The sequence below is a fragment of the Ruegeria sp. AF2 genome, assembly GCF_056542025.1.
The window spans coordinates 64,038-90,539 of sequence record NZ_JBQFZC010000003.1; the positions used below are offsets into that span (position 1 = coordinate 64,038).

Annotated in this window: 27 protein-coding genes; 15 read left to right on the forward strand and 12 right to left on the reverse strand. The window is 57.7% G+C overall.

What is annotated here, in order from left to right:
* Positions 1-63: 63 nt before the first annotated feature.
* From ACR0NM_RS11045 to arsC, 4 genes are read left to right on the forward strand one after another with little or no spacing between them, the layout of a single operon-like run.
* Positions 64-402, forward strand: a complete 339-nt coding sequence (locus ACR0NM_RS11045; protein ID WP_480614698.1) for a DUF952 domain-containing protein — start codon at positions 64-66, stop codon at positions 400-402.
* Positions 399-830, forward strand: a complete 432-nt coding sequence (locus ACR0NM_RS11050) for a DUF1330 domain-containing protein (RefSeq protein WP_170420906.1) — start codon at positions 399-401, stop codon at positions 828-830. The genes ACR0NM_RS11045 and ACR0NM_RS11050 overlap by 4 nt, the downstream gene beginning before the upstream one ends.
* On the forward strand, positions 827-1,885 hold the full coding sequence (locus tag ACR0NM_RS11055) for a quinone-dependent dihydroorotate dehydrogenase (RefSeq protein WP_170594833.1): 1,059 nt from the start codon (positions 827-829) through the stop codon (positions 1,883-1,885). The genes ACR0NM_RS11050 and ACR0NM_RS11055 overlap by 4 nt, the downstream gene beginning before the upstream one ends.
* The gene (arsC, locus tag ACR0NM_RS11060; RefSeq protein WP_170420902.1) at positions 1,882-2,223 is read left to right on the forward strand and encodes an arsenate reductase (glutaredoxin); all 342 of its coding nucleotides are present in this window, start codon (positions 1,882-1,884) and stop codon (positions 2,221-2,223) included. Before ACR0NM_RS11055 ends, arsC begins: the two co-directional genes overlap by 4 nt.
* On the opposite strand, the gene ACR0NM_RS11065 is transcribed toward arsC, so the two are convergent.
* Genes ACR0NM_RS11065 through ACR0NM_RS11075 form a run of 3 tightly spaced genes read right to left on the reverse strand, consistent with a single transcriptional unit; the run spans position 2,220 to position 4,478 of the window.
* On the reverse strand, positions 2,220-3,536 hold the full coding sequence (locus ACR0NM_RS11065; RefSeq protein WP_170391909.1) for an MATE family efflux transporter: 1,317 nt from the start codon (positions 3,534-3,536) through the stop codon (positions 2,220-2,222). The genes arsC and ACR0NM_RS11065 overlap by 4 nt on opposite strands.
* 2 nt (positions 3,537-3,538) lie before the next feature.
* Complete coding sequence (locus tag ACR0NM_RS11070; RefSeq protein ID WP_170625319.1) at positions 3,539-4,057, reverse strand: PaaI family thioesterase; 519 nt, start codon at positions 4,055-4,057, stop codon at positions 3,539-3,541.
* A 1-nt stretch (position 4,058) separates the two neighbouring features.
* Complete coding sequence (locus ACR0NM_RS11075) at positions 4,059-4,478, reverse strand: PaaI family thioesterase (RefSeq protein ID WP_010438901.1); 420 nt, start codon at positions 4,476-4,478, stop codon at positions 4,059-4,061.
* A 117-nt stretch (positions 4,479-4,595) separates the two neighbouring features.
* Between ACR0NM_RS11075 and ACR0NM_RS11080 the strand changes: the two genes are divergently transcribed.
* The 8 genes from ACR0NM_RS11080 (at position 4,596) to ACR0NM_RS11115 (ending at position 12,200) form a co-directional block, all read left to right on the forward strand.
* A complete protein-coding gene (locus ACR0NM_RS11080; RefSeq protein WP_170391912.1) occupies positions 4,596-4,964 on the forward strand; it encodes a MerR family transcriptional regulator in 369 nt (122 codons plus the stop codon).
* A 172-nt stretch (positions 4,965-5,136) separates the two neighbouring features.
* A complete protein-coding gene (locus ACR0NM_RS11085; RefSeq protein WP_039536426.1) occupies positions 5,137-5,538 on the forward strand; it encodes a MerR family transcriptional regulator in 402 nt (133 codons plus the stop codon).
* A 38-nt stretch (positions 5,539-5,576) separates the two neighbouring features.
* Positions 5,577-7,358 carry an acyl-CoA dehydrogenase C-terminal domain-containing protein gene (locus ACR0NM_RS11090; protein ID WP_170512231.1) on the forward strand — a complete coding sequence of 594 codons (1,782 nt, stop codon included), beginning with the start codon at positions 5,577-5,579 and terminating at the stop codon, positions 7,356-7,358.
* A gap of 53 nt (positions 7,359-7,411) precedes the next feature.
* Positions 7,412-7,624 (forward strand): hypothetical protein, encoded by a 213-nt coding sequence (locus tag ACR0NM_RS11095; RefSeq protein ID WP_170391916.1) that lies wholly within the window; start codon positions 7,412-7,414, stop codon positions 7,622-7,624.
* Positions 7,625-7,655: 31 nt separating this feature from the next.
* Complete coding sequence (locus ACR0NM_RS11100) at positions 7,656-8,294, forward strand: glutathione S-transferase (RefSeq protein WP_170420898.1); 639 nt, start codon at positions 7,656-7,658, stop codon at positions 8,292-8,294.
* A gap of 12 nt (positions 8,295-8,306) precedes the next feature.
* A complete protein-coding gene (locus ACR0NM_RS11105; protein ID WP_170420896.1) occupies positions 8,307-9,518 on the forward strand; it encodes an acetyl-CoA C-acetyltransferase in 1,212 nt (403 codons plus the stop codon).
* Positions 9,518-10,006 (forward strand): cupin domain-containing protein, encoded by a 489-nt coding sequence (locus tag ACR0NM_RS11110; RefSeq protein ID WP_170420894.1) that lies wholly within the window; start codon positions 9,518-9,520, stop codon positions 10,004-10,006. Before ACR0NM_RS11105 ends, ACR0NM_RS11110 begins: the two co-directional genes overlap by 1 nt.
* A complete protein-coding gene (locus ACR0NM_RS11115) occupies positions 9,999-12,200 on the forward strand; it encodes a 3-hydroxyacyl-CoA dehydrogenase NAD-binding domain-containing protein (protein WP_480614701.1) in 2,202 nt (733 codons plus the stop codon). Before ACR0NM_RS11110 ends, ACR0NM_RS11115 begins: the two co-directional genes overlap by 8 nt.
* 53 nt (positions 12,201-12,253) lie before the next feature.
* Here the strand turns inward: ACR0NM_RS11115 and ACR0NM_RS11120 are convergent, their stop codons facing one another.
* Both ACR0NM_RS11120 and ACR0NM_RS11125 read right to left on the reverse strand, forming a co-directional pair.
* Positions 12,254-13,030 (reverse strand): Hint domain-containing protein, encoded by a 777-nt coding sequence (locus tag ACR0NM_RS11120; RefSeq protein WP_255611709.1) that lies wholly within the window; start codon positions 13,028-13,030, stop codon positions 12,254-12,256.
* A 209-nt stretch (positions 13,031-13,239) separates the two neighbouring features.
* A complete protein-coding gene (locus ACR0NM_RS11125; RefSeq protein ID WP_170625316.1) occupies positions 13,240-14,178 on the reverse strand; it encodes a DMT family transporter in 939 nt (312 codons plus the stop codon).
* Between the two features lie 147 nt (positions 14,179-14,325).
* On the opposite strand from ACR0NM_RS11125, the gene ACR0NM_RS11130 reads away from it, so the two are divergent.
* Positions 14,326-15,339 (forward strand): hypothetical protein, encoded by a 1,014-nt coding sequence (locus ACR0NM_RS11130; protein ID WP_480614704.1) that lies wholly within the window; start codon positions 14,326-14,328, stop codon positions 15,337-15,339.
* 3 nt (positions 15,340-15,342) lie between these two features.
* Here ACR0NM_RS11130 and upp read toward each other — a convergent pair whose 3' ends face one another.
* The 7 genes from upp to ACR0NM_RS11165 all read right to left on the reverse strand — a co-directional run bounded on the left by upp (position 15,343) and on the right by ACR0NM_RS11165 (position 21,877).
* Positions 15,343-15,975, reverse strand: a complete 633-nt coding sequence (upp, locus tag ACR0NM_RS11135; RefSeq protein WP_170391930.1) for a uracil phosphoribosyltransferase — start codon at positions 15,973-15,975, stop codon at positions 15,343-15,345.
* Positions 15,972-16,958: an adenosine deaminase gene (locus tag ACR0NM_RS11140; RefSeq protein ID WP_480567173.1), complete on the reverse strand. Its 987-nt coding sequence runs from the start codon at positions 16,956-16,958 to the stop codon at positions 15,972-15,974. The genes upp and ACR0NM_RS11140 overlap by 4 nt, the downstream gene beginning before the upstream one ends.
* Positions 16,955-18,166, reverse strand: coding sequence for a phosphopentomutase (locus tag ACR0NM_RS11145; protein WP_480614707.1), 1,212 nt, complete (start codon positions 18,164-18,166; stop codon positions 16,955-16,957). The genes ACR0NM_RS11140 and ACR0NM_RS11145 overlap by 4 nt, the downstream gene beginning before the upstream one ends.
* A complete protein-coding gene (locus ACR0NM_RS11150; protein WP_480615121.1) occupies positions 18,163-19,470 on the reverse strand; it encodes a thymidine phosphorylase in 1,308 nt (435 codons plus the stop codon). Before ACR0NM_RS11150 ends, ACR0NM_RS11145 begins: the two co-directional genes overlap by 4 nt.
* A gap of 4 nt (positions 19,471-19,474) precedes the next feature.
* Positions 19,475-19,867 (reverse strand): cytidine deaminase, encoded by a 393-nt coding sequence (locus ACR0NM_RS11155; protein WP_170391936.1) that lies wholly within the window; start codon positions 19,865-19,867, stop codon positions 19,475-19,477.
* Positions 19,868-19,971: 104 nt separating this feature from the next.
* The gene (locus ACR0NM_RS11160; protein WP_480614710.1) at positions 19,972-21,075 is read right to left on the reverse strand and encodes a cupin domain-containing protein; all 1,104 of its coding nucleotides are present in this window, start codon (positions 21,073-21,075) and stop codon (positions 19,972-19,974) included.
* On the reverse strand, positions 21,038-21,877 hold the full coding sequence (locus ACR0NM_RS11165; protein ID WP_480614713.1) for a hypothetical protein: 840 nt from the start codon (positions 21,875-21,877) through the stop codon (positions 21,038-21,040). Before ACR0NM_RS11165 ends, ACR0NM_RS11160 begins: the two co-directional genes overlap by 38 nt.
* A 61-nt stretch (positions 21,878-21,938) precedes the next feature.
* Here ACR0NM_RS11165 and ACR0NM_RS11170 point away from each other — a divergent pair, with 61 nt between their 5' ends.
* Positions 21,939-24,212 (forward strand): NADP-dependent malic enzyme, encoded by a 2,274-nt coding sequence (locus ACR0NM_RS11170; RefSeq protein WP_480614716.1) that lies wholly within the window; start codon positions 21,939-21,941, stop codon positions 24,210-24,212.
* Between the two features lie 287 nt (positions 24,213-24,499).
* Positions 24,500-26,389, forward strand: coding sequence for a propionate-CoA ligase PrpE (gene prpE / locus ACR0NM_RS11175; protein ID WP_170594802.1), 1,890 nt, complete (start codon positions 24,500-24,502; stop codon positions 26,387-26,389).
* The last annotated feature ends 113 nt before the right edge of the window (positions 26,390-26,502 follow it).

Here is a 26,502-nt window from a genome sequence, read left to right on the forward strand (position 1 = left end):
GGCGAAGAGTCAAAGGGGGAAATCCGGCTTGATTCTACCCGTCGCGCGGGGCATCAGGGCTTCATGCTGATTTACAAGATTTTCCGCGCCGACGAATGGGCGATCCTGCAGGCGCAAGGGGCCTCGGATGGAGCGCCGATTGATATCTCGGACGGGTTCGTTCATTTCTCAACCGCAGAACAGGCCGCTGAAACCGCTGCCAAGCATTTTGCCGGGGTCGAGGGCCTGACCCTCTTGGCCTGTAACAGCCAGGCGATGGGTGACGATCTGAAATGGGAGGTTTCCCGTGGCGGCGCATTGTTCCCCCATCTCTACCGCCAGATTCGAATGTCGGATGTGGTCTGGTCGCGCGATCTGCCCTTTGATGGTCAAACCCACCGGTTCCCGGAGGGGATGGAATGACACGCTTCATCGATCCCGAACGCGAACAGTTCGAGGCGTTTAAGGCCCTCGATCGAGACCATCCTATCGAGATGCTCAATCTGGTGAAGTTTCGCGAAACAGCTCAGTATCCGTCCGATCACGCACTGGCCGGCGCACATCTGACCGGCGCACAGGCCTATGGCAAATACGGGTCTGAAACCGCGCCTATCGTCGCCCGCATAGGAGCGTCGATCCTTTGGCGCGGCGCATTTCAGACTATGCTGATCGGTCCACAAAATGAGGCTTGGGATGCTGTGTTCATCGCCCGCTACCCCACCGCCCACGCATTTCTTGAGATGGTGACCGACCCTGCCTATCGCGCCGCGGTGATACACCGGCAGGCCGCCGTTGAAACCTCGCGCCTGATCCGCTGCGCGCCGACAGAGGGTGGAGATTCCTTCGGATGAAACTGACCGAAAAACTTGGGCTCGCTGCGCTGCACCGTCTTGACCCGGAAACCGCGCATGGGCTTTCGATCAAGGCCCTGACCTCGGGGCTTGCACCGACGCCTGGGCCGGTCACATCGGACCGACTGAAGACCCGAGTCGCGGGTCTGGATTTGCCCAACCCCGTCGGACTGGCCGCAGGGTTTGACAAAAATGGCGAAGCACTGTTGCCGCTTTCACGCGCCGGGTTCGGGTTTATCGAAGTCGGGGCGGTGACACCCCGTCCGCAACCCGGCAATCCTAAACCGCGCTTGTTCCGCCTGACCGAAGATCGCGCCGCCATCAACCGCTTTGGCTTCAACAACGAGGGAATGGAGGTCATGGCCGCGCGTCTGGCGCAGCGTCCAAAGGACGCGGTGATCGGTTTGAACCTTGGGGCCAACAAAGACAGTGATGATCGGCCCGGAGACTTCGCAAAAGTGCTTGCCCATTGCGCTGCGCACTTGGACTTTGCCACCGTCAACGTATCCTCGCCCAATACCGAAAAGCTGCGGGATCTGCAGGGCAAAGCGGCGCTAACTGCGTTGCTGAGCGGTGTGATCGAAACCCGAAACGCCCTGCCCCGCCCAATCCCGATCTTCCTGAAAATTGCCCCGGACCTGACCGAGGCCGAATTGCAGGACATCGCCGATGTCGCCCGTGAAACCGGTGTGGACGCGGTGATCGCCACCAACACCACACTGTCTCGCGATGGCCTGCGCAGTGCGCACAAGGATCAGGCCGGAGGCCTGTCCGGCGCGCCGTTATTCGAGAAATCGACGCGGGTGCTGGCGCAGCTTAGTCAGTTGACCGGCGCAGATATCCCGCTGATCGGGGTTGGCGGCATCAGCACGGCAGAACAGGCCTATGCCAAGATCTGTGCCGGAGCGTCCGCAGTGCAGTTCTACACGGCGATGGTCTATGGCGGGATTTCCCTGGCCGCTGACATTGCACAGGGGTTGGACACGCTGCTGGAGCGCGACGGCTTCGATTCGGTCGCGCAAGCGGTGGGCAGCAAACGAGAGGACTGGCTATGATCGAATATTGGCACAATCCGCGCTGTTCCAAATCCCGCGCGGGGTTGGCGTTGCTGCAGGAAAACGGCGCAGATCCTGAGGTGCGCAAATACCTCGAAGACGCGCCCTCGGCCGATGAAATCCGGACGGTTCTGGCCAAGCTGAATATCCCGGCGATCAGCATGATGCGCACCGGAGAGAAAACGTTCAAAGAGCTTGGTCTGGCCAAGACCTCGCCCGATGAGGAGCTTGTTCAGGCCATGGCCGAACACCCGATCCTGATCGAACGTCCGCTGGCCATCGCGGGCGACAAAGCCGCTATCGGACGCCCGCCCGAGAACCTGCTGGACTTGCTTTAGGCGATCTGTGCCTCAAGTCGTGGATAGCGCCAACCAAGCGTAAGGCCCCGTGCGATGTTCAACACCATCAGCGCGGCCCAAAGCCCATGATTGCCCATCGTTGGCACCAGCACGAACAACGCAACCACGTACAGCGCGACTGACTGGATCATCGCGTTGCGCATATCGCGGGTCCAGGTGGCGCCGATATAGATACCGTCGAACATCCAGCTTGCCACTCCGATGATCGGTGCCAGAGCAGCCCAGAGCAGATACTCGCGTGCCGTCATACGAACTTCAGGCGATGTCGACATCAGATCGATCAGCGCGGGCCCTGCCAGGTAAAACACCAGCCCAAGCCCGATGGCCCCGCCAACGCCCCATTGCGAAGCCATGACCGACGCGCGCCGGACCTTCCGGCGGTCGCGAGCACCGACGGCTCCTCCAACAAGAGCTTCTGCCGAGAAAGCAAAGCCGTCCAAAGCGAACGCGGTGATTTCGAGAAACTGCAATAACACCTGATTGGCCGCCAAATTCACGTCGCCCAGATCGGAACCGACAAACAAAAACGTGGTGAATGCTCCGGTCAACAGAACCGAGCGCACCATGATATCGCCATTCACCTGCATCATCCGGCGCAGCCGTGCGGCATCAAAAATACGCGGCCAATCCCGCCATTGCTTGCCGCCAAACGCATCACCACAAAGCCACAAACCCAGGGCAAGACCCGTCCACTCGGCAATCAGTGTCGCGATGGCAACGCCCTCGACACCCCAGCCCAGGCCAAGCACAAACCATAGATCCAGCGCTATATTCAGCCCATTCATCCATATCTGCAGGATGAATACACCTCGCGTGCGTTCGACTGCGATCAGCCAGCCTGTCACCGCATAAAGGGCAATCGTGGCTGGAGCGCCCCAGATGCGAATCTCCAGATAGGCGCGCGTCAGAGACTCGACTTCGGCGCTGGCGGGCGACAGTGCAAAAGCTCCAAGGAATACCCAAACCTGCGCGGCAATGAAGACCAATCCTGCTGTTCCGCCCAGCAGCAAGCCTCGCATGAGCAACGCTCCGGTTTCTGCAGTGTCACCTGCACCGCGCGCCTGTGCCGCCAGCCCGGTGGTGCCCATCCGCAGAAAGCCGAAAATCCAGTAGATCGCAGACAGGATCACCGCACCCATGCCCACAGCCCCGATGGGGGCGGCCTGCCCCATCTGACCGACAACGCCGGTATCCACTGCCCCGAGGATCGGTACGGTCGCGTTCGACAGCACGATCGGCAACGCGATTTTCAAAACGCGCCGATGGGTAATGGGCGCTGAGGCGTCCTCCATCCTTAGTCTTTCGATGTCGGAGATTGCGGCATCAGGAAGTGCCCCGTACCTTGCGCAAAGAGTTTGGTGTGATTGTCTTGCCAGGCTTCGACCCGGACAGAGGCATAACGTCGACCCGAGCGGTTGATGAAAGCGCGCGCATAGGCGTCTCGCGGCAGGCCCGACCGCAGGTAGTCGACCGTGAAGTCGATGGTTTTGGGAAAGCGGATATTCACGTCAGTCAAGATGTCTTCCGCATCGATCTCACCGCTTTCAATCCTGGGAAACATATGTTCCCAACTCAGCGTGATTACGGCAGTGACTTCCAGAAACGCCGCTGTCACCCCACCGTGGATAGCGGGCAGAAAAGGATTACCGATCAACTTCTCATCGAAATTCAGAACGCCTGTCAGTTCGTCCCCCCGCCGGTCGAATGTTATATTGAGGAACTGTACATACGGCACACCTTCGACCAGCGCGGTCAGAGCGGCATCACGCCGTTGCTTGACCACCTGCATGGGTTCGGGGCGAGGTCTTGCCATTTCAGCGACCCTCCACGGTGAAGGCACCTGAAGCGGTGGCAACGGGACGGTCGCTGTCATCATCCGTCGCCGTCGCCCGCACAAAAGCCACGTTGCGCGTGATGTGATAGCAGGTCGCGCGGGTCCGGATACTTTGACCCGGCGTTGCGGCCCGCATGTAATCAATACGCAGATCGATGGTGGCGGTTCCTCCCGGGGCTGAGGGGTGGCTCATCACTGCGGCACCGCAACAGGTATCCAGCATGGCCGACACAGCCCCGCCATGGATCACGCCAGTCCGAGGGTCGCCGATCAGTTGCTCGTTATAGGGCATCGAGATTTCAGCCTCGCCCTCTCCGATGTGGGTCAGATCAAGCCCCAAGGCCTTGGCGTGCGGAATCGCCTCGATGAATTGCCGCGCTAAAACTGTCTTATCGACCATGGGGTTGGGTCCTGTCCTTGTACCTGCCCCTTTATGGGCCTGCGTTTACACCAAGGGCAAGCCCACCTGTTGCGCTTGCCGCAACGACGCCCTAGGTTGCTGCCAAGGAGACCCGGAATGTCCGACACCCGTTTGTCATTCAAAGAAATGTGCGCCGAGTTCGACGTGACCCCACGCACCCTGCGCTATTACGAATACATCGAATTGCTGCAGCCTGACCGTGAAGGCAGGTCGCGGTTTTACGGGCCTCGTGAATGCGCCCGGATGAAACTGATCATGCGTGGTCGAAAGTTTGGATTTCCTTTGGAAGAGATTCGTCAGTGGCTGCTGATCTACGAAGATCAGGGCAATCAGGCGCAGATGGCGACCTTTATCGAGATGGCCGATCGTCAAATGGAAGAGCTGCGCCAGCAGCGCGCGCAGTTGGATGAAGCAATGGATGCGCTTCAGCAATTGCGCGATCAGACCGTCGGCCTGCTGAAATAGCCCCTTCCCCTACGGCAAGAAAATTGCCGAAACCCCTGCTTACGCGACTGGATGTTACGTCAACTATTTTGTGACGCAGCGTCCGCATTACGTAAACGTCACTTGTGTGTTGTAAAACGCTCATCGACTGCGCAACTCAGATTGCATGACGCCAGTGATGAGAGTTTGAACCATGACCGAAGATCTGCTGACCATCCGCGAAATGTGCGAGACCTATGATGTCACGCCCCGCACATTGCGGTTCTACGAGGCCAAAGAGCTTTTGTTTCCGATCCGCGAGGGCCAAAAGCGCTTGTTCACCAAACGGGATCGTGCACGCCTGAAACTGATCCTGCGCGGCAAGCGCTTTGGCTTCAGCCTCGAAGAGATCCGCCAGCTTCTGGACCTGTACCACGTGGGTGACCAGCAGCTGACCCAGATGTCCCGCACTTATGAAATCGCGTGCGAGCGCCTTGCTGACATGGAATCGCGCCGCGAAGAGCTGACGCAGGCCATTGACGAACTAAAAGAGCAGTTGCGCTGGGGCGAAAAGGTTATCGCCTCGATGAAACAGGAAAAGAAGGCCGCCGAATAAGCCCGGCCTTTCGGACATATGAATTAAGGGAGCTTCACATGCCCGTCTATAACGCGCCAACCAAAGATACGCAGTTCATCCTGCACGATGTTCTGAAAGTCTCGCAGTCGGATATCCCCGGCTATGATGAACTGGAGGCCGAGTTTACCGGCGCGGTTCTGGAAGAAGCGGGCAAAGTTGCCACCAATGTGTTGCACCCGCTGAACGTGGTTGGGGACATCGAAGGGTGCCGGTTGGAAAACGGGATTGTGTACACCCCAACAGGTTTCAAAGATGCCTTCGAGCAGATGAAAGAAGGCGGCTGGACTGGCCTCGACATGCCGGAAGAGTATGGCGGCCAGAACATGCCTTATGTGATGGGTACTGCGGTAGGCGAAATGTTCTCGGGCGCGAACCAGGCGTTTGTGATGTATCAGGGCCTGACCCACGGCGCAGCCTCAGCCATTCTGGCGCACGGAACCGACGAGCAGAAGAACACGTACCTGCCCAATATGGTCAGCTGCGAATGGACCGGCACCATGAACCTGACCGAACCGCATTGCGGCACCGATCTGGGGCTTATGCGTACCAAAGCCGAGCCGCAGGACGATGGCAGCTACAAGATTTCCGGTCAGAAAATCTTTATCTCTGCGGGCGATCACGACATGGCCGACAACATCATTCACCTGGTGCTGGCCAAAATTCCAGGCGGACCCGAGGGCATCAAAGGTGTGTCGCTGTTTATTGTCCCGAAGTTTATCGTGAACGAAGACGGTACTCCGGGCGAGCGGAATGGTGTTTCGGTCGGCAAGATCGAGGAAAAGATGGGCATCCACGGCAATTCGACCTGCGTCATGAACTATGACGAGGCCACCGGCTGGCTGCTGGGCGACGAGCACAAAGGCATGCGCGCTATGTTCACGATGATGAACGAAGCGCGTCTGGGTGTGGGCATGCAAGGCCTGTCCCAGGCCGAGGCAGCGTATCAAAACGCCGTCGAATACGCCAAAGACCGCCTGCAGGGCCGCGACGTAACAGGTGTGAAGAACCCGGATGGCCCGGCCGATCCGCTGATCGTGCACCCGGACATCCGCCGCAACCTGATGGATCAGAAAAGCTTCACCGAGGGAGCACGTGCGTTCATCCTGTGGGGCGCGACCATGATCGACAAGGCGCACCGCTCGGGTGACAAGGATGCGGACGGGCTGATCTCGCTGCTGACGCCGGTCATCAAGGGCTTCCTGACGGATGAAGGCTACGACATGACCGTTCAGGCGCAGCAGGTCTATGGCGGTCATGGCTACATCGAAGAATGGGGCATGTCGCAATACACCCGCGACGCCCGTATCGCGATGATCTACGAAGGGGCAAACGGCGTTCAGGCGTTGGATCTTGTTGGCCGGAAGCTGGCGCAGGATGGCGGCAAGCATGTCATGGCGTTCTTTGAGATGGTTAAAACCTTCTGCAAGGAAAATGCCGGCAAGGATGAAGCTTATGACAAAGCGTTCATCGAACCGCTGAAGGCCGCGTCCAAGGACCTGCAGGCCGCTGGCATGTATTTCATGCAGGAAGGCATGAAGAACCCTAACAACGCGCTGTCCGGTTCGTATGACTTCATGCACATGTTTGGTCATGTTTGCCTGGGCCTGATGTGGGCTCAGATGGCGAAAGCCGCTCGCGAAGCGCTGGATGGTGGCGCCTCGGACAAAGAGTTCTACGAGACCAAGATCAATACCGGTCGCTTCTACATGGCCCGTCGCCTGCCCGCGACAGCCATGCATTTGGCGCGCATCCAAACCGGAGCGGACACGGTAATGGCGCTGGACGCAGCGAACTTCTGATCTCAGTGTGGGCTCGGGCGTCGTAGCCCGAACCCACCCTTGGAGGAGACAAGATGCCAAAACGCTTTCGCCTGACCCGCCGCTTTCCCGTCGCCATGACCGAGGATGGCTATCGCAAACTCCGCGGATTCGCGCGAGAGGCGGGATTGGACGAAGGTGAGGCTTTGTCGTTCCTGTTCGAGAATTTCAATAGCGTGATTGATCACGAGAACCTGACGCACAGATTGCGCATCTTCAACTCCGAGCTGGACGCAAGAAAGCGCTGAACGCGCAATACGCCTTGGGAGGGGCGCCCAAATGACCATCAAACTGCATTGCTTCGGTGAAAGCGGAAACAGCTACAAAGCCGCTCTGGCGCTTGAGATGTCAGGTCTGGAGTGGGAGGCGGTCTTTGTCGACTTTTTCAACGGCGCAACGCGCACCCCTGAATTCCGGGCCGAAGTGAACGAAATGGGCGAAGCACCCGTACTGGTCGATGGCGATTTTCGCACCAGTCAGTCTGGGGCAATCCAGGCCTATGTCACCGAGAAGTCGGGCAAATTCGGCGGCAAGGATCGTGATGAGAACTACGAGATTTTCCGATGGGTTCTGTGGGACAATCACAAGCTTAGCTCAATGGCCGGGCTGACCCGTTTCCTGATCAACTTCCTGCCCGAAAAGCACCGCAACCCGGATGTGATCGCGTTCAATCAGGGTCGCCTTAAGGCTGCTTATCAGACACTGAACGCCCATCTTGAAGGCCGCGACTGGATCGTTGGTGACGGCGTGACCAATGCTGATATCAGCTGCTGCGGCTACCTCTATTATCCCGAACCATTTGGCTTTGATCGCGCCGACTGGCCCAACATCGATGCCTGGCTGACGCGCCTTAGCGAACAGCCCGGTTGGAAACACCCCTACGACCTGATGCCCGGCAACCCGTCGGATCGAGCTTAAGGAGAAGACCCCATGACCGAAGCCTATATCTATGACGCCCTGCGCACTCCGCGCGGCAAGGGCCGCAAGGATGGCAGCCTGCACGAGGTAACCTCGGTGCGCCTGTCCGCCCTGACCCTGAACGCAATGAAAGAGCGCAATAATCTGGAAGGTCACGCCGTTGAAGACGTGATCTGGGGCAACGTCACGCAGGTGATGGAGCAAGGCGGCTGTCTGGCGCGCTCGGCAGTTCTGGCTTCGGATCTAGATGAATCGATCCCCGGTCTGGCGATCAACCGTTTCTGCGCCTCGGGCATGGAAGCTGTGAACTTGGCGGCAAACCAGGTCAAAGGCGGCGCGGGTGAAGCCTATATTGCAGGCGGTGTCGAGATGATGGGCCGGGTGGCCATGGGCAGCGATGGTGCGGCGATTGCCGTTGACCCGTCGTTGGCGATGGAAACCTATTTTGTGCCGCAAGGTATCTCGGCTGACATAATCGCAACTGAATATGGGTTCAGCCGCGATGATGCCGATGCTCTGGCCGTTGAATCCCAAAAACGCGCAGCAGCGGCTTGGGAAGACAATCGGTTTGAAAAGTCGGTGATCACCATCAAAGATCAGAACGGTCTGACCATTCTGGACCGCGACGAGTACATGCGTCCCGGCACAGACATGCAGTCGCTTGGCGCGCTGAACCCGTCTTTCGCAATGATGGGTGAGCAGATGCCGGGCTTCGACAAGGTGGCGATGATCAAATACCCGCATCTTGAGCGGATCAACCACATACACCACGCGGGCAACAGCTCGGGCATCGTGGACGGTGCGGCCGCTGTGCTGATCGGCAATAAGGAGTTCGGCGAGAAATATGGCCTTAAGCCGCGCGCGCGCATCAAGGCAACTGCCAAGATCGGCACTGATCCGACCATAATGCTGACCGGTCCGGTTCCGGTGACTGAGAAAATTCTGGCCGACAACGGAATGAAAATCGGTGATCTGGACCTTTTCGAAGTCAACGAAGCCTTCGCCTCGGTCGTGCTTCGGTTCCAGCAGGCGTTTGATGTTGATCCGGCGCTGGTTAACGTCAACGGCGGCTCGATCGCGATGGGTCACCCGCTGGGTGCAACCGGCGCGATGATTATCGGCACGCTGCTGGACGAGCTGGAGCGTCAGGACAAGGAAACCGGTCTGGCCACACTCTGCATCGCATCCGGTATGGGTGCGGCAACAATTATCGAGCGCGTCTGATGCCCAAACTGGATCTTTCTCAGATACCGTTCAAAGGCGGTTCATCTTATCCCGGCAAGTTAGCCGAGGCCACCGCGGGTCGTTTTGTCCAGCGCGTCGGAGATGCAGGCGGGCTGACCCAATACGGGGTCAACATCGTACGTTTGGAGCCCTCGGGGCTATCCTCGCTGCGCCATTACCACATGGAGCAGGACGAGTTTGCCATCATGCTCAGCGGCAAATGCATGCTGATCGATGATGATGGCGAGCATGAGATGCTGCCCGGTGACTGCGCCGCTTGGCCTGCAGGTGAGGCCAATGGCCATCACCTTGTGAACAAAACCGACACGCCCGCAACCTTTCTGGTGGTGGGCACCCGGACCCCGACCGAGACCGGCTATTACAGCGATATAGACATGATGGTGAAAGATGATGAGAACGGATTCTCTTTCACTCGCAAGGATGGCAGCCCGCTGACGGCTGACCAGATTGGAGATGACAATGACTGATTTCACCCTCAGCAAAGACGCCGATGGCGTCGCCTTCATCACCTGGGACGTTCCCGGCAAATCCATGAACGTCCTGTCGCGCGAGGCCTTCACTCTGGTCGGTGATCTGATCGATCAGGCGCTGGCGGATGATGAGATCAAGGGCATCGTTATCACCAGTGGCAAAGAAGGGTCGTTTGCAGGCGGCATGGACTTGAGCACGCTCGCCACGATCCGACAGGAGGCCGGCGACGAACCCGCGCAGGCACTGTTCGATTTCGTCATGAGTGGCCACAACATCCTGCGTCGGCTGGAACTGGCAGGCATGGACCCCAAGTCCAAAAAAGGCGGCAAGCCGGTCGCCTGTGCCATCAACGGTACCTGTGCCGGGATTGGTACCGAGATCGCACTGGCCTGTCATCACCGCGTGATGACCTCGAACGCCAAGGCCAAGATCGGCCTGCCCGAGATTCTTCTGGGGATCTTCCCCGGCGGCGGCGGCACCATGCGTTACAGCCGTATGGTCGGCGCGATGGCTGCAGCTCCGGTGCTGCTTGAAGGCAAGATGATGGACCCGAAGAAGGCCAAAGGCGCGCAATTGATCGACGCGGTGGCGGATGATCCGGTTGCGGCAGCCAAGGAATGGGTACTGAACGCCAAGGAAGCCGATCTGGTAAAGCCGTGGGATGCCAAGGGCTACAAGATGCCCGGCGGCGCTCCCTACCACCCCGCCGGTTTCATGACCTTCGTGGGCGCAAGCGCCATGGTGAACGGCAAGACCCAAGGTGCCTTCCCGGCAGCCAAGGCTCTACTGAGTTCGATCTATGAAGGCGCGCTGGTTGACTTCGACACCGCCTTGAAGATTGAGGCGCGCTGGTTCACCAATGTGCTCATGAACCCGTCCTCGTCGGCGATGATCCGGTCGCTGTTTCTGAACAAGGAGGCGCTGGAGAAAGGCGCAGTGCGACCCAAGGATGTACCCGATCAGCGGGTCAAGAAAGTCGGCGTTCTGGGTGCAGGTATGATGGGTGCCGGTATCGCGTTAGTCTCGGCACAGGCCGGGATGGAGGTTGTGTTGATCGACCGCGATCAGGAGGCCGCCGACAAGGGCAAGGCATATAGCGCAAACTATATGGATAAGGGGATCAAACGCGGCAAAGCGACGGCTGAGAAGAAAGAAGCCCTGTTGGCCCGTATCACCGCCACGCCCGATCTGGAGCACCTGAAAGGCTGCGACCTGATCATCGAAGCGGTGTTCGAAGACCCCGGCGTCAAGGCTGAAATGACCAAGAAGGTCGAGGCGATCATTCCCGAGGATTGCATCTTTGCGTCGAACACCTCGACCCTACCGATCACAGATCTGGCCAGGGCAAGCGTACGGCCCGAGCAATTCATTGGCATCCACTTCTTCTCACCGGTCGAGAAGATGTTCCTGGTCGAAATCATCAAAGGCAAGGAAACCGGTGATCGTGCTGTCGCCAAGGCGCTGGACTATGTGCGCCAAATCCGCAAGACACCGATCGTGGTCAATGACGCGCGCTTCTTCTACGCCAACCGCTGCATTATTCCTTACATCAACGAAGGTCTGCGGATGATCACCGAAGGCGTCAGCCCTGTTCTGATCGACAATGCGGCGCGTCAGTTGGGCTTCCCCGTAGGACCCATTCAGCTGAACGACGAAACCTCGATTGACCTGGGGGCCAAGATCGCCCGCGCTACTAAGGCAGCTATGGGCAACGCTTACCCGGAAAATCCGGGCGATGATCTGATCTTTTGGATGGAAGAACAAGGTCGTCTGGGTCGCAAGGCCAATGCAGGATTCTTCGACTATGACGACAAGGGCAAACGCGTCGAGTATTGGAAGGGCCTGCAGGACAAATACCCACATGCCGCAAACCAGCCCGACCTGATCGAAGTGCAGGAACGTCTGATGTTCGCGCAGGTTCTGGAAGCCGTCCGTGCGCTGGAAGAAGGTGTTCTGGAAGATATCCGCGAGGGCGACGTGGGTGCGATACTTGGCTGGGGCTTTGCGCCGTGGTCCGGTGGCCCGCTCAGCTGGTTGGACATCATTGGTACGCCCTACGCCGCCGAACGCTGCGATCAACTTACCGAAGCCTATGGTGAGCGCTTTACCTGCCCGCCGCTGCTGCGTGAGATGGCGGAAAAAGGTCAGAGCTTCTATGGCCGCTTCAACCCCGAAGCACAGGCCGCCTGAACAGACAAAGCAGGCGCATGAACCCATGCGCCTGCTTTATTCTTATACACGTACTATTGCAGCTGCCATTCAGGCCGCAAGAACAGCGCAGGCATATTGGGCCGCCCCGGTCGCCCGGGTCGACGTACGCCCAACGCAGGCCGAATCGGGAAAATCGGTTCTTGCGGAATGGGTGCAGGTAACGCGGCCAACGGGTTGGTCAAAGCCGAAAGGTTCCCTTTGCCGGTCACGGCCTCGATCAGAAGATCGGCGTGTTCAGCATCCGCGACTTCATAGGCCTCAGGGTTTCGACTTGACCCGGTATTCATGCGTCCGGACGGGCAATAAGCCTGAAATCCGCCCTCGATAAAAACCAGCTCATCCTCGTCAAAGAATAATGACGTGACATCGAAGGACTGCGCAGGCGTGCTGGACTCAATACGCCCCACCCCGCTGAGCGTTCGAGCTGGAATGATCGAGACCCCCTCGATTCCAACACCAAGCTTGCCTTGATCCAATGCCATACCCTGTTCCGGCATCAGCCAGACTGGGCGCCCATTATAAGCTGCTCGGGATGGCACAAGGATCGGCAGATGCTCGGGCCTGCGTTCGTCTCCCGGCACCACGATCCGGTCGACGCAAACGCGCCTCAGTTCTTTGAACCCATGGTCCCGTGTCCGCACCAGATCGCCTGCAACTAGTCTTTCGACCCGTTTCCAGCCCCCTGTTGTGGACACTTTGGTTCCGTGCAGCAATCCCCCACGACGCGCTGATGCGGCCTGTCCCACAAAGGCCTGTCGGCCTTTAACTTCACGTTTCGAATACCCCGAAACACTCACTAACTCTAACACGTGCCGTCCCCCTGTTGGCACCTTCAAACAACTCAGAAGGTCTTAGAGTTGTGCCTCAATTGGGCTTAGTTTTGCCACATTTGAGGCCAAATTAGGTCAGTTTCGCCGCAATTTACTGGTTTTGAATAAACAAATCAGTATTCCGAACGGGCTTTGATATGCATCTCGAAACGATACTATGACGGATACAAGCCGATTCTATTCCGTTCTTACTGCGCCGCATGCTGTAGCGAGGATAACCGCCGCTCCCGCCACCCAAGCAGCACTCCGGCAGAGGCGATCATGCCAATGCCGATGATTTGCATCTGCCCGACGGACTGCCCAAACGCCACCCAGGCAAAGAGCGGGCCAAATATCATGACCGAGTATTCAAAGACTGCGACATATGATGGCTCACCCAGTTGATAGGCTTTGATCAGCATAAAAACGGCAATTGTTGAGCCCACGGCCTGAACCACAACCCAAGGCAACGCGTCTTGCATCGGCCAAACCCAACCGCGCATCGCGAAGCCATCCGGCCCGACTGGCACGCCAACCGGAAACAGGGCAAGCCAGATCAGTCCGATCGCCCCCGCAAGCCCCAGTGTGACTACCATCGCCGCCAGCAGCGCAACAGTGCTTTCATCGGAACAGTGGGTGCGCGTTACAACAGCGCTGAGTGCGTAAAAGAAGCCACCAGCGACTGGCAGCAGCGTCTTTACATCAAACGATGTCGGGTCCGGTTGCAATACGCACAGAATTCCCGAAAACCCCAATAAAACAGCCACGATCCGCCAGGGACCTATGCGCTGTTTCAACAAAAGGGCCGAAATCAACAGCACGAATATCGGCGATGTGAATAACCCGGCAAGCGCCTGAGCGATGGGCATCAATGCCAGCGCGCTGAAATAGAAGAGCATCGCCAGCGTGATCAACACGCTGCGCACCGCGACGACACCAATCCGCCGGGGCCTCAAGGTGCCCAAACCCAATATCGACAACACCGCGATCAGCGGCAGCATCAGTAAGGCGCGACTTAGGTGAAACTGCCAAAGCCCCACGCTCTCGGCCACGCGGATCACGAAATTGTCGATCACGCCGATAATGGACATGGCCGCAACCATCAGCAACGACGCCATGATTGAATGGGTTTGTTGTTGTGACTGCATCCGCGCCTCTGCCCTTAATCAGCCCGTTCTGTTCGAAACTTACCCGGCACACTCAGCACATTTCACAAACACTGAGCAACAGGTTTGCGCCGCTGGTTTTCGCCATGCTAAGCTTGGCGCAAAATAATATTCGAGCAGCATTACCCGATGACCGCACTCAAACAGTACCAGCGGATCGAAGCCACCGGTCTGTGGCGTCCCTCGCCCGATGAGCAACGGCGCGAAGTAGTCGTATCGATTGGTGAAGCCACTCTGACGATTTCTGACTTCAATGACAGCGCGCTGACCCATTGGTCGCTGGCGGCGCTAGAGCGACAAAACCCCGGAACCTATCCCGCGATATTCAATCCCGACGGCGATCCCGGCGAAACACTGGAGCTTGCAGAATCTGAAACCACAATGATCGAAGCAATTGACCGGCTGCAGCGCGCCATCGACCGTGCCAGACCACATCCCGGACGGCTGCGTTGGCTCAGCGTTGCAGGGGTTGTGCTGGCGGTTTTGGCGGTGCTTTTGTTCTGGCTACCCAGTGCATTGCAGCGCCATGTTGTTTCGGTAGTGCCAGAGGTCAAGCAACAAGAAATCGGCGATGCAATCCTGCAGCGGATCGAAAGGGTATCAGGCAAGGCTTGCTCTTCGCCTGATGCGCAAGCGTCGCTGGATCAGCTGGCGCGCCGCACCGGTGTCCGCCAAATTGTGATCCTACCAGCAGGTCTGCCTGACAGCCTGAGCCTGCCGGGTGGAACCGTACTGCTAAACCGGGCACTGGTCGAAGATCACGAAGACCCAGCCGTTGCCGCCGGATACATCATAGCCGCGCGCGCGCGGGCAACTCAGCAGGAACCGCTGGACGATCTGTTGGACCGTACAGGCCCGAGTGCCGCATTTCGGTTGCTGACCACCGGCGAATTGACGCCAGAGATCGTGGACACCTACACTGAGCAGGTTCTATCCGGTCCACAGCCGCAGCTAAGCGATGACGTGCTGCTCGCGGTTTTTGCACAGACCGCCCTGCCCTCGACCCCATACGCCTATGCGCTTGATATCACAGGCGAGTCCGTTCTTGGATTGATAGAAGCCGATCCGATGGCGGGTCATACTTTGGAACAGGTACTGCCCGACCGCGATTGGGTCCGGCTACAGAATATCTGCGGGCAATAGCACCTATTTGGTCCCGAACATCCGGTCGCCAGCGTCACCTAGTCCAGGCATAATGTAACCCTTTGAGTTCAGCTCACGATCCAGCGCGGCCGTGACGATTTTGACATCTGGGTGCGCCTCTTTCATGCGCGCGACGCCCTCGGGGGCAGCCAACAGGCACAGAAAGCGGATATCTTTCGCCCCCTGCTCTTTCAGCAAATCAATGGCCGCAGCCGAGCTGTTGCCGGTTGCCAGCATCGGATCAACAGCAATGACCAAACGGTCCGTCAAACCCTCGGGAGCTTTGAAATAGTATTGGACCGGCTTCAGCGTCTCTTCATCCCGATAAAGCCCCACGAACCCCACTCGGGCAGAGGGGATCAGCTCCAGCACGCCGTCCAACATCCCGTTTCCAGCCCGCAGGATCGATACCAGCGCCAATTTTTTGCCCGCCAGAATGGGAGCGTCCATTTCTTCCATCGGGGTTTCGATATGGCGGGTGGTCAGCGGCATCTCGCGGGTGACCTCATAAGCCAGCAAAAGCGTGATCTCGCGCAGCAACTGCCGGAACACAGCGGTTGAGGTGCCTTTGTCCCGCATGAGCGTCAATTTGTGCTGCACCAATGGGTGGTCGACGACGGTCAGGTGATCGCTCATGATGTCTCCAGTCTTTTCTTGACCCGCGCGCGGGTCTCTTCATCGCAAAAGGCCGCGTTCAGGGCTGTTTCATTCAGGGCAGCAAAATCTTCGGCTTGCCAGCCGAACGCTGCATTCAGCATCTCATATTCGCGCCGCATCGTGGTATGAAAAAACGGCGGATCGTCAGTGGATACCGTGACGTTGACGCCTGCATCACGCAATTTCGCGATGGGATGGGCGGCAAAATCAGGAAACAGGCCCAGTACCACGTTTGAACCCGGGCAGACCTCAAGCGTTATGCCCCGGTCAACTAACTCGTACACAAGATCCGGGTCTTCGATGGCGCGGACGCCATGGCCTACGCGCTCGACCCCCAGATCACGGACGGCATCCCGAACACTCTCTGGACCGCCAAATTCACCGGCATGGGTCGTCAATCGCAACCCAGCCTCGCGCGCGCAATCAAAGGCCCATTTGAAATCGCCCTGCATTCCGACGGATTCGTTGCCGCCCATACCAAATCCGGTAATCCAGTCACCTGCAGTTTCAGCCGCACAATGGGCGCTGGCCTTGGCTTGCTCGGGTCCAAAATGGCGCACGCAAGTGATGACACCACGCAGGGTGATCCCGAATTTGCGCTCGGCCTCGTCTGCGGCGTCCTGAATCGCAGTCAGGTAATCCTTCCATGCATGCAAATCGCCACCGCCGCAGAAATCCGGGCTAAGGAACGTTTCGGAATACACCACACCATTCGCGGCGCTCTCTTCCAGAATGGCCAGTGTCAGGCGGCGGAAATCTTCAGGCGTTTTCAGCACCTCGCACGCAGCCTCATAAACGCTAAGGAAATGGGCAAAGTCGCGGAAATCATAAGAGCCGTCGGGTTTGAATATCCCGCTCAGGTCCACTCGTTTCTCATGGGCCAGTTGGCGTATGAAGCTAGGCGGAGCGGCGCCTTCATGGTGCAAATGTAATTCGATCTTAGGCAGGTCAGCGACTGTCATAGAAAAGTCCTTCCCGGCCCTTGCGCCGGTATGTTCAGGTGGTGCGCGATACTGGCGGCGATATCGGCAAAGTTCACTGCACCAATCTCACCCGCCCCCTGTCCGGCGATCAGCACAGGCACTTGTTCGCGGGTGTGGTCAGTGCCGCTCCAACTGGGGTCGTTGCCGTGGTCTGCGGTCAATAGCAACAGATCACCGGGGCGCAGTTTTTGTAGGATCGCGCCAATTTCACGATCGAACCATTCCAGCGCACGGGCATAGCCGCTGATATCGCGCCGATGGCCATACAGACTGTCGAACTCGACAAAGTTTGCAAAGGTCAGGCTGCCCTCTTCCGCCTCATCAACGAGGTCCGAAAGGTGACGCATCAACTCTTCGTCCGAACCCTTTCGCAGCGTGTCGATCCCCTGCATTGAAAATATATCGCCAATCTTGCCCACCGCATGCACACGGCGACCGGCATCCTGTGCCCAATTCGTCAGAACGGGTTCTGGCGGAACGATGGCAAAATCCTTGCGGTTGGTTGTCCGGGTGAACCCCTTTTCGGGCGTTCCGACAAACGGTCGGGCGATAACGCGGCCCACTTTCAACTCGTGCAATCGAGGCGCCAGTGAGCGGCACATATCCAGCAGTCGGTCGAGCCCAAAGCTGTCTTCATGCGCGGCAATCTGGAATACGCTATCGGCAGACGTGTAGCAGATCGGCCAGCCGGTACGTATATGCTCGGCCCCCAGTTCCGAGATAATCGTCGTCCCCGAGGCATGGCAGTCGCCTAATATTCCGTCGGTCCCCGCTGCCTCGGCGGCAGCCTTGCTTAGCGTTTCGGGAAACGCTGGCTGGCGATCCGGGAAATAACGCCAGTCCCATGGCACAGGTAAACCCGCCAGTTCCCAATGCCCTGAGGGCGTATCCTTTCCCGGAGAATATTCACGTGCGCAACCCCACAAGCCCGTCGGCGCGGCCTCAAGGCCCGGCGTCGGTGCGCCCGAGGCCAGACGGGTCGCCGCCCCAAGCCCCATGGCATCCAGGTTGGGCAGTTGCAACGGTCCTCTCCGCCCTTCTTCCGCACGCCCCTCGGCACAAGCTTGTGCTATGTGGGCCAATGTATTCGCGCCTGTATCGGGTTTGGTGCCGTTGTAAAACTGATCGGCATCCGGCGCGCCGCCGATACCCACCGAGTCCATCACCACAAGGAAAGCGCGGCTCATGCGCAGATCCTTTCATGGATTTGCGGCGGTTGTGCTACCGGTTCGTCACTCAGCGTGATGGCATCTAGCACCACCGCGGCAGCCCGTTGCGCTGCATCTTCGCGCCCCGCATGAACAACCGCCAACGGAGCGCCTTTGGTCACCTTATCCCCGACCCTCAGAATGCCCGACAGGCCAACTGCCGGATCAATCTCATCGCTCTCGATCTGGCGCCCACCGCCTAGGGCCACGACTGCGAGGCCCAGCGCCTCGCCATCAATGGACGAGACATATCCGCCATGCGGAGCGTGAACTTCCCGGATCACATTGGCCTCCGGCAAAAACCGATCCCATGTGTCAACGAAATGCACCGGTCCACCCACGGCAGCCATCATGCGTCCGAACCGTTCGGCTGCACGACCATCGCGGATCACTTGGGCTATACTGGCGTTTCCTTCCTCTGCCGTAGCGCACATACCGGCATCCGCCATGAGAACGCCCCCCAACTCGGCCGAGATTTCCGCCAAAGGCGATCCCTGCCCGCTGGTCAAAGCTTTCATCACCTCGGCCACTTCCAGCGCATTGCCCAGCGCGGACGCAAGGGGCTGACTCATGTCGGTGATCACTGCGGATGTACGGCAACCAGCGGCATTAGCCGTTTCGGTCAAGGCCTGTGCCAAATTGCGTGCCTCATCCAGCGTCTTCATGAACGCGCCGCTGCCCACCTTAACGTCCAGAACCAACGCATCCGGGCTCGCCGCCAGCTTCTTGGACAGTATTGATGCCGTAATCAGGTCAAGGCTCTCCACCGTCGCCGTCACATCGCGCACCGCATACAGCCGCTTGTCCGCAGGGGCGATCTGGCCCGTTGCCCCCACGATGGCTGCCCCTGTGTCTTTCAGCACTTGCGTCAGTCGCGCCTGACCGATCTGAGTGGTGACTCCCGGTATGGCCTCGAGCTTGTCCAGAGTGCCCCCGGTATGGCCCAGACCACGCCCCGAGATCATCGGCACATACGCCCCGCATTCCGCCAAAGCCGGGGCAAGCAGCAGGCTGACGCAATCGCCAATGCCACCGGTCGAATGTTTATCGACCACCGGCCCGTCCAAATCCCACGTCAGCACCTCGCCGCTGTCGCGCATGGCAACAGTCAGATCAGCCCGCCCATTGGCCCCCAGACCGCCCATACAGACAGCCATCGCAAAGGCCCCGGCCTGCGCGTCACTGACGCCACCATCGGCCAGGCCTTGCGCGAACCACATTAGTTCGTCGCCAGTTGGTACTTCCTGACGGCGAAGTTTGGCGATGATCGAGCGCGCTTCCATGAAGTCAGACATCCTCCATATGCGACGCGTCGAACGCACCGGGCAATAGATCGGCAATCGTGGTTTTGGTTTCCAGACCATCAACCGTCGCCATCGTAACGACCACATCCCCATTGCCGAATTCGGCCAGTTTCTGACGGCATCCACCACATGGGGGCACCGGCTGCGGGCTGCTGGCGACCACGTAGACCTCGGTCAGTTCTTTTTCACCAGCGGCGACCATTGCCGCGATTGCCCCGGCCTCGGCGCACGTACCTTCGGGGTAAGCAATATTTTCGACATTGCAGCCAAAATAGATCACACCTGAACTGGACCGGATCGCCGCCCCGACCTTGAAATTCGAATAAGGCGCGTGGGCATTTTCCCGAACGGCCAAAGCTGCATCTTTCAAAGACATGGCGAATCCCAATTTTTGATCATCTGGTCAGAATATCATACCCTACTGGAAAGCGACGGGGGAATTGAAGCCCCCTTGACGCCATTATCCACTTCTTCATGGCCCTAACCCAACGTCGTGTTGAAGGTCCCCGGCAAAGTCACCTCAAGCAGTTCCACATCCTGCGAGGGCTCCGACAGCCGCGTTCGCATTCCCGGCGGGATGACGAAGGCATCGCCCTGTTCCAACTGATAGGGCTCGCGCCCTTCACCCTCAAGTGTCACCTCGCCGGTTATCACGAAGGTAAAGTGTATGTCGGTGTCGTGGCTGGCCCATTGAGGGTTACCCTCGCCCCGGCGCACGACCTGAACGCCCGCCACGCCTTTGGTATTCTCGGCAATCGTCGTGTCACGACAGATGTAACCGGGCAAACGGAATGGCACCCATTCTGCCCCGTTCGCCTGATTGTAAACGAACCGCTGCCCATCCCATTCCCGATCCGGACGGAAATGCGGGGTGGGCAGTTCCATCTCATGATCAATCTCCGTGACATGCTCGGCTGGGACACCAATCTCGATCACCTGAACGTTGTCTGACGCTTCCAGCACGCGGTGGCGGATTTCAGGCGGCTGAATAAAGCAATCGCCTGCCGTCAGGCGCATCTTGTCGCCCTGATCCTCGTAGACCACATCGACCCAGCCGTGGATGCAGAATATCAGCTGAAATCCGACTTTGTGGAAATGCACCATATCAGGCACAGGACCGCCATCTGGGATACGTATATGGCTGGCGATAATCGATCCGCCCAGCCGGTCCGGCACGAGATCGCGATAGTGCATCCCTGCCCGCCCTATGATCCACGGCGCCTGATCCTTGAGCCTACGGACTACAAATGAGTGCACCGTGTTCGGCATGACAAGCGGCGGGTTCAACTCGTCAATCTCGATCCGGGTGCCGTTCGGCGCGACAAGGCTGCGCTGCCCCTCGGCAAAACCATCTGGATCGTTTGTCAGAATGCGCAACGTTCCCGCCGCTTCAGCTGCATCTTTCTCGACCCGCAAGCGCAGACCGTGACCAGAGAACACGGCAACCCGAGGGTCATCTGCCGGATAGATCATATCCATCCGCATCCCCAGTACCTTGGTATAAAACGGGATATCGTTGCGCAGTTCCTGCGTCGGCAGTCGGATTTCAGCGCGCGTGAGGGAGTCGCCGGTATTGCTGGTCATTCTGTTTCTCTTCGGAATTTGGTTTTGGCCATCCGATCAGAACAGCAGCCAAAATGCCAATCGAAAAGTACATCTCCAGCGTTTCTTCCATCACGAACAAACGTGTAGCCATCGCAACCGAAAGGTATTCGTCGAACAATCCGCTGATTTCCTCAAGAAGCTGAGCCAGCACCGCAACACTTCCGGCCAGGAAAAAAATCATCAAAAAAGGCGCGCGGATCTTAAGTGCCTTAATTCCGTTCGGTATCCCATGCCAGAGCAATCCACCAATGACGATCGCAGCCAAAGCGATCCTTACTGCAGTCACATCAAGCAATAAATCAATCCAGTTTAGCACCACGAAAGGCGCGCTGCCTTCTGTGTACACCTCTGCCTCCAATTCGCGCTCGGCCAACAGCAGGCAGACCAATCCGATATACAGCCGCGAGATGCCTCGGAAACGCGTCAACGCGACCAGCCCGGAAACCAGTAACGCAGTGGCCGATATCGTCTCAATCAACCCACCTTCTTGGTTGAAAGCCGCAGCCGCTTCGGGCCAAATCATAACCACAAAAAGAAATGAAACCGCCGAAACAAGCACAACAAAGAAGACATTCCGATTGGCACCAATCCTGATTGAAGGGTTGGCAAATTGCGCACTAGCACAAGCTTTGTCTTCATGACGCATGATAAGGTCCGCCGCTTCTGGTGTCCGTAAGGTTCCCCGGAATTGGCTGTACATAAAAACGATGCGGCAACTCTCAACCAACGTTTCGTTAACGTATCCGTGAGGCCTGTCTCTGACTGCGGTCCGAGGCGACATAGCCAAGCGCTGAGAAATAGTTTAACCATCAAACGAATATTGGAACGGAGTTGTATTACCGATGTCTGACACACCGAACCTGAGACAGGCCGCGCTTGACTATCATGCGCATCCAAAGCCCGGAAAGCTTGAGATCAAGGCAACCAAACCAATGGCAAATGGTCGGGACCTTGCACGGGCATATTCGCCAGGCGTCGCCGAAGCCAGTCTTGAGATAAAGGACAACGCCGCCAATGCTGAGAAATACACGGCCCGCGGCAATCTTGTTGCGGTTGTGTCAAACGGCACCGCAGTTCTAGGCCTTGGGAATATAGGCGCATTGGCCTCGAAACCGGTGATGGAAGGCAAGGCCGTCCTGTTCAAAAAGTTCGCAGGCATCGATTGCTTTGATATCGAGGTGGATCAGCCTGACCCAGAAAAGCTGGCAGATATCGTCTGTGCTCTGGAGCCCACATTTGGCGCGATCAACCTTGAAGATATCAAGGCACCGGATTGTTTTATTGTCGAAAAATTGTGCCGGGAACGGATGAACATCCCGGTGTTTCATGACGATCAGCACGGCACGGCAATCGTTGTTGGTGCCGCAGCTAAAAACGCCCTGTATGTGGCAGGAAAGAGCTTCGAGGATATCAAAGTAGTTTCGACCGGCGGCGGTGCTGCCGGGATCGCCTGCCTCAGCATGTTGGTTAAGCTCGGCGTTAAACGTGAGAATATCTGGCTGTGCGACATTCACGGGCTGGTCTATGAAGGCCGCGCCGAGGATATGAACCCGCACAAAGACCAGTTTGCACAGAAAACCGATCTGCGCACTCTGGATGATGTGATCGGAGGTGCCGATCTGTTTCTGGGTTTGAGCGGACCAAATGTGCTCAAGCCTGAGATGGTCGAGAAGATGGCCAAGACCCCGATCATCTTTGCGCTGGCCAACCCAACTCCGGAAATCCTGCCACAGGCGGCGCGCGAAGTTGCTCCTGACGCGATCATTGCGACCGGTCGCAGCGACTTTCCGAACCAAGTGAACAACGTGTTGTGCTTCCCGTTTATCTTCCGAGGTGCCCTGGACGTAGGCGCGACTGAAATCAACGACGAGATGCAGATCGCCTGCGTCGACGGCATCGCCGACATGGCCCGCGCGACGACCAGCGCCGAAGCCGCGGCGGCCTATAAGGGTGAGCAGCTGACTTTTGGTCCAGATTACCTGATCCCAAAACCCTTTGACCCGCGCCTAGTGGGGGTCGTTTCGTCATCGGTTGCACAGGCTGCTATGAAGAGCGGGGTCGCAAAACGACCCATTGATGACCTCGAGGCCTACAAAGAGCGCCTGAACCAGACCGTGTTCAAATCTGCGCTGCTGATGCGGCCAGTGTTCGAAGCCGCAGCCGTCGCATCGCGTAGAATTGTCTTCGCAGAAGGCGAAGACGAACGTGTTTTAAGGGCTGCGCAAGCGATATTGGAAGAAACCACGGAAACCCCGATCCTGATCGGGCGACCGGACGTGATCAGCGCACGTTGCGAAAGGCTAGGCCTGACAGTACGACCGGGGCAGGATTTTCAAATCGTGAACCCTCAGGACGATCCCCGTTACTACGATTATTGGAATTCGTACCATCAAATAATGCAGCGTCGGGGGGTCACTCCGGATCTGGCCAAAGCCATCATGCGCACCAACAACACCGCCATTGCAGCAATCATGGTGCATCGCGGTGAGGCGGACAGCATGATCTGTGGCACTTTTGGTGAGTATCGCTGGCATCTTAACTATGTCGAACAGGTTCTGGATGATGGCGATTTGCGCCCCCATGGCGCGCTTTCGCTGATGATTCTGGAAGATGGCCCTCTGTTCATTGCAGACACGCATGTAAGACAATTGCCGACACCAGAAGAACTTGCCGAATCCACCATTGGAGCTGCTCGTCACGTGCGGCGGTTCGGGTTGGAACCCAAGATCGCATTTTGTTCGCAATCGCAATTCGGCAATCAGGCCGAGGGATCAGGCAAGCGGCTGCGGGCTGCGCTTGAGATTCTCGATTCCGAGCCACGCGAATTCAGCTATGAAGGCGAGATGAACCTTGATCTGGCTTTGGATCCTGAATTGCGTGCACGTATCTTCCCGAACTCGCGTTTGGAAGGCTCTGCAAATGTCCTGATCTTCGCCCATGCGGATGCGGCAAGCGGTGTGCGCAATATCCTGAAGATGAAAGCGGACGGGCTTGAGGTAGGTCCAATCCTCATGGGAATGGGAAACAAGGCGCATATCGTAACGCCCTCGATTACGGCCAGGGGACTGCTGAACATGGCGGCCATCGCAGGTACGCCAGTCGCGCACTACGGATAAGCCCAGCGCCTATATCATTACGTATACATGACCGGGCACCAGATTAGGTGCCCGGTTTGATTCTGTTAGCGCCAGAACATTTGCAGCAATAAATTTGCAGATTTGCAAATCTTTGCGTGTGACACTCAGAAATCTGCTCAGATCAGAGGATTTGCAAAAATTTGCAAGCCAAACTGCAAGGTTCTGCAAAGATTTTGCGATAAACTGACGCGCCGTTATGCGCATCGCTTGCTCGAAACATCCACGATGCCTAACACATAGCTCAAGGAATTTGGGAGGAGGCCATCATGGCATATCAGGACGTCTACGAGAGCTGGAAGAACGACCCCGAAGCATTCTGGATGGATGCAGCCAAGGGGATCGATTGGGTTCAAGCGCCCAGCAAAGCTCTGTTTGACGACAATGCGCCTCTTTACGAATGGTTCAGCGATGCCAAGGTAAATACCTGCTGGAACGCCGTTGATCGCCACGTGGAAAATGGTCGTGGTGAGCAAACCGCGATCATCTATGACAGCCCCATTACTCATACCAAACGCGAAATCTCATACGTCGAGTTACGCAATCGGGTTGCTAATCTGGCCGGCGCGCTCCGTGCAAAAGGTATCGAGAAAGGTGACCGCGTCATCATCTACATGCCTATGATCCCCGAAGCGCTGGAGGCAATGCTGGCTTGCGCCCGGCTAGGAGCAGTGCATTCAGTGGTATTCGGCGGCTTTGCCAGCAACGAACTGGCCGTACGTATCGACGATGCGAAACCCAAGGCGATCATCGCCGCCTCGTGCGGGATGGAGCCGGGACGCGTTGTGCACTACAAACCTCTGCTGGATGGCGCGATCGATCTGGCCACCCACAAACCTGAGTTTTGCGTAATATTCCAGCGCGAGCAGGAAGTCGCACAACTAATCGAGGGGCGCGACGTCAACTGGCACGGTTTCCAATACGGTACGGAGCCCGCAGAATGTGTACCAGTCAGCGGCAATGATCCAGCCTATATCCTCTATACATCCGGCACCACTGGTGCGCCCAAAGGCGTCGTGCGCCCGACTGCCGGCCATCTGGTCGCACTGAACTGGACGATGAAAAACATCTACAATGTCGATCCTGGAGATGTGTTCTGGGCGGCTTCGGATGTCGGCTGGGTCGTTGGCCATTCCTATATCTGTTATGCCCCGCTGATCCACGGCAACACGACGATTGTTTTTGAGGGCAAGCCCGTCGGAACACCTGACGCCGGAACTTTCTGGCGCGTGATATCCGAACACAAGGTCAAAAGCTTCTTCACCGCCCCAACCGCCATTCGTGCCGTAAAACGCGAAGACCCAAGCGCAGAATTGATGGCGAATTACGATCTATCCTGCCTTAAGGCTCTGTATCTTGCAGGAGAGAGGGCTGATCCAGATACGATCATCTGGGCGCAGGATGCGCTGAAAGTTCCGGTCATCGATCATTGGTGGCAAACCGAAACTGGCTGGACCATCGCTGGCAACCCGCTTGGAATCGAAGAGCTTCCGGTCAAGCTGGGATCACCTGCCAAACCTATGCCGGGCTATGACGTTCAGATTCTGGACGAGGGCGGCCATCCTATGAAACCGGGCGAGTTGGGCGCGATCGCAGTCAAACTCCCGCTTCCGCCAGGCACATTGCCAAACCTGTGGAATGCCGAGGCGCGCTTCAGAAAATCCTATCTTGAGCATTTTCCCGGCTATTACGAAACCGGTGATGCGGGCATGATCGACGAAGATGGGTATCTCTATATCATGGCCCGTACCGATGACGTGATCAACGTCGCCGGGCACCGACTTTCGACGGGCGGGATGGAAGAGGTGTTGGCCGCTCACCCCGATGTGGCAGAATGCGCTGTGATTGGGGTATCTGATCAACTGAAAGGCCAGATGCCTGTCGGTTTCCTGTGCCTGAATGCCGGATCCGATCGGAATCACGCGGAGGTGGTAACCGATGTGGTCCAGATGGTTCGTGACAAAATCGGCCCAGTCGCTGCGTTCAAGAAAGCCGTAGTGGTGGATCGTCTGCCCAAGACACGCTCGGGCAAGATCCTGCGTGGTACGATGGTGTCGATCGCGGATGGCAAGGCGTATAAAATGCCTGCCACAATCGATGACCCAGCAATTCTGGACGAGATCACGGTGGCCCTGCAAACTATCGGCTACGCGCAGTAATTTCACGGTACGATCAAGCGGAGCGCCTTACGGCGCAACCGATTTGCGCTGTCGCGCGTGTGCGAGGCTCTGCCTCGCGCTCCGAGATATTCTTGGCCAGATGAAGGTTGGAT